General features: G+C 61.5%; 3 protein-coding genes. All 3 read right to left on the reverse strand.

Features of this window, described 5'->3' with window-relative positions; translation table 11 throughout:
• Nucleotides 1–7 precede the first annotated feature (7 nt).
• Complete coding sequence (locus LKG04_RS04360) at nucleotides 8–1,327, reverse strand: PLP-dependent aminotransferase family protein (protein WP_291761264.1); 1,320 nt, start codon at nucleotides 1,325–1,327, stop codon at nucleotides 8–10.
• A gap of 264 nt (nucleotides 1,328–1,591) precedes the next feature.
• Nucleotides 1,592–6,040, reverse strand: a complete 4,449-nt coding sequence (locus tag LKG04_RS04365) for a lipid II flippase MurJ (RefSeq protein ID WP_291763317.1) — start codon at nucleotides 6,038–6,040, stop codon at nucleotides 1,592–1,594.
• A partial coding sequence (locus LKG04_RS04370; protein WP_291763319.1) for a DUF6049 family protein occupies nucleotides 6,037–7,602 on the reverse strand: 1,566 nt, incomplete at its 5' end. The genes LKG04_RS04370 and LKG04_RS04365, both read right to left, overlap by 4 nt.

Consider the following 7,602-nt stretch of genomic DNA (forward strand, 5'->3'; position numbering starts at 1 on the left):
TCCGGCCTTATGGGATCTGCGGACCGGGGTGCTCTGAATCGCGCGGATCCGGATCAGGCACGCCACTGGTGCCAAAGAGTTCGGTCGTCTCCCGTTCGGCGTCGATGACCCCGGCCAGGCGGCGGATACCCTCGTGGATGCGATCTGGCGTGGGATAGCAGAAGGACAGGCGCATATGGTCGCGGCCTTCGCCATTCATGTAGAAACCGGTTCCAGCCACATAGGCGACTTTGGCGGTGACGGCACGCGGCAGCATCGCGCGCGAATCGAGCCCTTCGGGGATCTTGAGCCAGATGTAGAAACCGCCCTTGGGCTTGTGCCACGAACAGTATGGCAGGTATTCGCGCAGCGCCGCATCCATCGTGTCGCAGCGCTTCTTGTACATGCCGCGATAATCGTTGATCTGTTTTTTCCAGTCGAAATTGTCCAGATACGTGGTGATCGTGAACTGGCTCATATTCGGCGGGCACAGGATCGAGGCCTCGTTGGCCAGGACGAGCTTCTGCCGGATGCCCAGTGGAGCGACCATCCACGCGATACGCATGCCTGGGGCGATGATCTTGGAGAAGCTGGAGAGATACACGACGTTCTGATCGTCCATCGAGCGCAGGGCCGGGTAGGTCTGCCCGTCAAAGCCGAGCAGGCCGTAAGGATTGTCTTCGACAATGAGTACATGGTATTTGCGCGCGATCTCGAGGATGCGCGGGCGGCGTTCGACGCTCAACGTCACGCCGGCCGGATTATGGAAATTCGGCACAGTGTAGAGGAACTTGACCTTTTTGCCCTGCTTGCGCTGCTCGACGATGGTCTCTTCAAAAGACTCGGGGATCAGCCCGTTCTCATCGAGCATGACATTGACAACCTCGACCTGGAAGGATTGGAACACACCGAGCGCGCCGACATAATTCGGCGCCTCGGAGAGCACGACATCGCCCGGATCACACATGATGCGGGTGATGAGGTCGAGGGCGTTCTGCGAGCCGTTGGTGATGACCACGTCATCAGGGTGCGCATCGGTGATGCCCTCAAGCTCCATGATTTGCAGCACGTCCTCGCGCAGGTGCGGATCGCCCTGTGCCGAGCCGTATTGCCAAGCCACATCGCCCCGTTCGACCATCATTTTGGCGATAAGCTCGGAGAGCTCTTTGAACGGCATGTATTCGAGATAGGGCATGCCGCCGGCGAGCGAGACGACTTCAGGCCTGGAAGCCACGGCGAACAACGCTCGGATCTCGGAGGCTCGCATAGCCTCCGCACGGGCGGCATACGAGCCATACCAAGGGTCGTTCCTGATGACCTTCGAAGATGGAGTGTCGGTTTCGGACATGCTATGGCCTTTCTTCACAATGCATTTTCGATGCACGCATGGCGCGTTCAGCCCGTGCCAGCCCTTGCGCCGCGCCGCGGACGACCTTGGCGAGAGCTCGGCTTTGAAGCGTAAACGTATAGGAAAACTCTAGTCTACCGAGCCGAACAGGCGCGAACGACGTCCAAAATGTCACGAGCCTGACACGTGGACCGCCTGAATGCGCAGGCCATGCGCGGATGTTGCCACGTGTTCCCTCGGATCTTTTCCACGCCGTTTGAATGCTCAGTAGATCTGCACACTGGTGACGTAGAGCTGGCGGTTTGGCAGGCTGTCGCGGGGGACCCACATGAGGAAGTCCTGCGAAGTGACGGGCTTAGTGAACGTCACCTCCGTGGTGAGGCTGGAATCGAAAGTGAATTCGGCGACCTGCTCCCCCTGCTTGGGATCGTTCGTGGTGTTGGCGAACAGATAGCCCTGGCCGCCGGAGGAGCGAATCGTGATGACGAAACGGGAGGCTTTCTCCGGCTGACTCAGATGCATGTAATAGGCGTATCCGAGCTGGCCGCCCGGGTTGACAACCCAGCTGCGCCGATCGATATGATACGGGGTCGTGTTCAGCGGTACCTTAGGTGCCGGCACCTGCTTCACGTTTTTGTCCGCAGTGAGGATGCGTGGTTTTTTCGTGGCCTTCTTGATAATATCGCCTGATGCGCTCTGCTGTGGTGTTGAGGACTCGGAGGCGCCCGCGCTTGGCGAGCCTGCGTTATCGTCCGAGGCGCTCGCACCGGTGCTCGGGCCAAAGGGCACGTCGTTGAGATTTGCGCTGGGCCATGGGTTTGATCCGCTCTGACTGACCCCGTTGGAGCTTTGGCCGGACAATCCGCGCAGGGCGAGGAACAGCGCCGCGACCACGACGAGGGTCACTACGACCAATGAGACGATTTTCGTCGTGAAGCCGCCGAAAAGCGGAGTATCGGCAATATCGTCATCAGCGAGATCATCGTTGGGCGCATCACCGCCAGCGAGGCCGTCCTGGGGCGCTTCGGGAGCGGTTGCAACGGTGGCGGGTCTTGCAGCGCTTGCCGTTGGCGTGAAGCTCGGCGGCAATGTTGCGACATTGTTCGCGTTATTGTCGCTCGGCGTGGTATGTCTGACGCTCTGTTCGACGCCTGCAGCGTCAATCTTGGCTGCGCCTTGTCCTCGCGGGTTGCCTTGTGCATTGTCGTATGCCTTGCCCTGTGCGCCGCCTGCCCCCGTGTTGTCATCGCGTTCGGCTCGCTGCGCCGCGTCCCGCTGTTCCCGCTCCTGCATGAGCGCTCGCCGAGACTCGGCTCCAGGCTCTACGGGATCGCCGTTTTCGTCGATGACCGGAATGCGGCCTGTCGCCGCAAAAGGTTGGGTTGACGGGTCGTTCATGCCCTCTGCGGCGTTCATGAATTGTGGGGAGGAGAAGTCGAATTGCATGGTCGGGTTCGTCGTGGTGCCGCCTGTCGCTCCCCCCGTAGTGAAATCGAAATTCGGGAAGAGCGTGCCGCTGTCTTCGGTGTCCCCGGGAGCGATGATCTCAGCCATTTCTGCTGCGGCGATATCGCGGAAAGCGGGGATATCGCCGTCCTGACTGTTCTGCTGTGCCACGGCGTCGTGATCAGTGCTGGTCAACGCTGATTTGCCGCGGTTCCAGAACGATTTGAGTGCTCCGACGCCCGCACCCCAAACGCCCGGCGTAGTGACAGCGGCAGATTCGACGGCATCATTGCCGGCAGCGGCATTGTCGAAAGCCTCATCGGAATCACCGTCGGCAGGTATGCCCACAACGATGCCGGCACTCTTGTCAACCGCAGCGGCCGCTCCGATAGGGACGCCAATGGTGGTGTTCGGAGCCGCCGCAGGCAGCTTTTCGCTGGTGAATACGGTGCCAGGTATGTCGAGCAGTCGGTCATTCGTCGTGTTGCGAAGCATGGCAGTGCTAATGGAGACTGGTCCGTTCATTCCGGGTTTAGTCATATCCAGCGCGGACAGCTGCGACATGGGTTTCCACTCGCCGAGCAGCGCGATCAACTCATCCAGCGCCAGCATGGCGATGCTCGCGTTTCCGGATTCGTCCCGGAGGCCCAAGCCGCGTTTGCAGATAAGTCGGAATTCATCGGGAGTGTCGTTCGGCAGTTTTTTCAGATCATATGCGCCGCCAATTTCGGCCGACGGCGTGTCTGTGAGCAGCGCGTACAGCACGGCGGCGAGCTGCCAGATCGCGAGCTGCTCGCTGTGGAGAGCTTGTGGAGGGCGTGAGACGTCATCCAATATCGGGCCCAACGGAACGTCGGCGAATTGCACGCCATGCGCAGTAACACGAATTGTGTCCGTATTGAGCGCCAGCCGTTCGAGCCCGCCGTCAAGCAATTGCCGCGCGAGTTGCGCCGACAGGGCCAGAATGGAACGCATTGCGGAAAAATTCATTATGCGGTCCGCGCGGCCTTGGCAGTACTCGCTCAGCGCGGAGCCGGCATCCAGTTGCGTGACGACGATTGCGATGCCGTCGCGATGCTGCAATTGCAGCACGGGGGTGACATGCGCGTTGCGTGACAACGCCAGCGAGGAGGCGATTGCGTTGATCTGCGGCACCACATCGGCATCGTTGACCAGGAAAAGCTGGCAGTACCGGGCCAGCACCCGGTCATTGGCCTTCCATGCCTGCAGCCCGGGCTGTGCACGCAACAGCGACACCAACGTATAGCGGTTGATGACAACGTCTCCCAGTTCAGGCTCCATGGTTCCTTCGACTCCCCGGTGCGATGGCGGCGCAAAGCTCTGCGGCGCTGTAGATATTCTACCGGTGGGGCTGGCCGAATTCCGGGGTGATTCCGCACGTCGATCAGGTCTGATCAACGCATGTGTCGCAGGGTCGAACATCGGCGGCAGGGAGGTCGCCTCGATGTCTTGTGGCACGATGCTGTCTTGGGGTATAACGCTATGAGTTGCAATGTCGCCGGTTGCAATATTACGGGCCGGGGCATTGCGAAGCGTCGCTCCACGGGCTCCCGTGGAGGCTGAGACAGCGCCGCCTTGGTGGCCGGCGCGCCGGCGCAGGAGGCGGCGCGACAGGGAGCCTGCGATCAGGATGAATTCCTGTGTGCGCAGCAGCCAGAGCACCCCGGCATACAGCACGGTTACGATCACGCCGAGGATGAGGCACACGGCGACTGCTTGGAACCAGTTCATTGTGCCGCCCTTGGAATCCATGTGCGCACCCACCAGCGTATACGCCGGCTGACGCAGCCACAGCCCGCCGACGACCGCTGCGCCCATGGCGATCAGCGCTTTCGTATACGTGGCCACGATGCGTTTGCCATCCACACGGCCGTTGAAGCGCCTATGGATCATCACGGCAAGAATCGGGAAGGCCAGCAGATAACCGATCGAGATCGACGCGCCCAGCAACGTCGCCCAGTGGACGGGTGACAGCAGCAGCACGCCAATCAGTATCACGATGAGCTGGAAGCCGGTTTGCAACACGATGAACAGGAAGGGGTGCCGGCCGTCTTCGAAAGCGTAGAAGGTGCGCTGGATGATCAGGTAGGCGCTCGCCAAAGGCAGGCTGACCGCCAGCGCCACCATCGGCCCGGCGATCAGCAGAGCCTCGTGCACGCTCACTGAAGGCAGCAACGCCAGCGTGATCGGGGTGGGCATCACGAGAAACGCGACTGTGAAGAAGCACATGAGCAGGCCGACATTACGCAGCGCCTGGCTCAGATCCTTGCGTGCGCCGTCAAGATCGTGGGAGGCGATGGCCTGCGCGATTTTGGGGAATACAGCCGTAGCCACCGACACGGCGATCAATGCGTATGGCAGCAGATAAATCGTATAGGCGTTCTGATAGCTTGCGTTGCCGGCGACCTGATACTGGCTCAGGCCGAAGAGCGCCGCCGCCCGGTCCGGCGCGCTGGTGGTCACATTCGTGTCGACGATATTGGCGAGCTGACCGACGACTACGATGCCGATGCTCCATGCGGCGACCGGGCCCATCGCACGCAGCCCGATGCCTTTGATGCCCCAGCTGAGGCGATATCGGATCCCGATCTTGCGCAGCGGGAAGAACAGCACGAGCGCCTGAAAGGCTACTCCCAGCGTCCATGCGCCCGCCGTGAGCGTGATCTTATCCGGGGTCCAAAAGCCTATCGGGCGTCGGTTGGCCCGGCCGAATAGGACGATGAACGCGATGAAACCGGCGCTGCTGATGATATTCGCGCCCACCGAGCTCCAGGCGTACATGCCGAAATGGTCTTTGGCGGCGAGTATCTGCCCGATCACCGTGTACAGGCCGTAGAAGAAGATCTGCGGCATGCACCACAGCGTAAAGGCGTTGGTGAGCGCCAGCATGTCGCCGTCGCCGCGCACGTACAGCCGCGTGAGCAACGGGGTGCCGAGCGTCATGAGCAGCGTGATGCCCAGCAGGAGCGCGATAACGAAGGTGATGAGCTTGTTGAGCCGGTCCTCCGCGTCCTTGCGCTGCAATGTGCGCACGATCTGCGGCACGAGCACCGCGTTGAAGATGCCGCCGGAGACCAGCGTGAACACCTCCTGCGGAATCATCGAGCCAGCCTGGTAGGCGTTTGCCGCGATGCCGGTCGTGCCGACCGCGGAGGCGAGCAGGATCGTGCGGATCTGGCCGGTAATGCGGGAGGCTGCCGTGCCAGAGGCCATGATCAGGGAGTTGCGTCCTACGGTGGAGGTCATTCGTCAGGATCTTTCTTGCGGTGGAATTGTCGCCAAAGGCCAAGCACGCCGAATGCTACTGCGGCGGCGATGAAGATGAATCCGCTCATGTCGCTGATTTGCAGCGTGCTGATGATCGGCGTCGTTCGCGGCGTGGAGAATCGTGCGCCCTGCCGATCCAGCAGGGCCAGGTGAGCGGTGGTATTACCTGAAGTCGACACGCGGATGGTGAAAGTCGTCTGCGTGCTGCCATGCGCCGGCACCTCGACTTCGGAGAAGCGGCCAGTGACGATCTCCATGGAATCGGTGATTGAGGAGACCCGCACCAACACGGGATATGGGTGGTCGTTGCTCACGGTGACCGGCATGCTGGCCGTTTCGCTCACCACCGTCACCCGTTCGGTAGGCGTGATGGTGATGCCTCCCAGCAAGTCAGCGGCTAGGCTCTTGGCTCCCGCCGTCATGCCGCTGCGCAAGGATGCCGTCCCGCTCAGCGCATGCAGGGCGAAACGGTCATGACAGGCGAGAATCCGGGAGATCCACGTATCGCTTGTCTGCACGTGCGTGGCCTTGGCATTCTGCTGCGCCAAGGACTGCGGGCTTCCGCTGCTCGCGGAGCCGTTGCTGGAGGAGCTGTCCGTGGAACTGCGCTGTGGCTCATCGGAAAGGATCGACGTGGCGAAACGACTGATATCCGCCCTGCTTTCCTGCAGTGCGCGCAAGGTGGAGTTGAGCGTCTGAGACTGCTGCTCTGTGACGCCAGAATCTGCCGGTGCCAGCGCTGCCGCTGCCTCGCCTGAAGCATAGGGCTCGACTGCGGAGAGTGTGCTCAGATCGGTCAGCGAAAGCCATGGGGCCTGCTCGATGGCGCTCATGAGTTTGCCTTCGTCGCCCGCCGGCGTATCGGCATCAAAGCACACCAGTAGATTGCGCGCTATATAAGGTTGCTCCATCTGATAGAAAGCGCTCTGCGCCATGAAGCGCGCCAACCGTCCCGCAGCGCTGTTTTCGCCGCGCGCCCGGGTCGCCGTGGCATTGCCCTGCGCCAGGTTGCTCAGCTCCTTTTGCGCTGCAAGCACGGTGACATCGCCGGCCTGGGTCGGCACGACGTATTTGCCGGTGTGCACGGTGGCTGAGTCACGGTCATTGAATCCGCTGCTGGCGATCACGGTAGAGTAGCCTTGACGCCTGGCCTGCGTAAGCGCCTGCAGCGTCCAGCGGCCGGTGCCCTGCCAAGCATATGTGGGCTTGCTCGCTGCGGTATCACCCAGCGCGCTGCGCAGACGGGCAAGCGCAGCCTGCGCACTCCAGGAATCGGGTTTCACCCCCGCCTTCATATAACCGGCGGCATCATTCCTGTTCGCATATCCGGTGATATCGAAGAAGCCCGGCTGCATGATGCCGCTGCTTTGCGTAGGCAGTTGCAATGCCTCGAGATAGACCGGGTCCGAAACGATCTGCAGCAGCCCATGCTGGGAAAGCATTCGCTCAGTGGCCTGCGGAATCTGGGCATTGTTTCCAGGCGCCAGTGTGGCGTCGTCGTCAGCAGCGGAATCGGCGGTGCCGGTCATCAGCGTTCTCAC

Source organism: Bifidobacterium sp. (genome assembly GCF_022640935.1).
Taxonomy (GTDB): Bacteria; Actinomycetota; Actinomycetes; order Actinomycetales; family Bifidobacteriaceae; genus Bifidobacterium.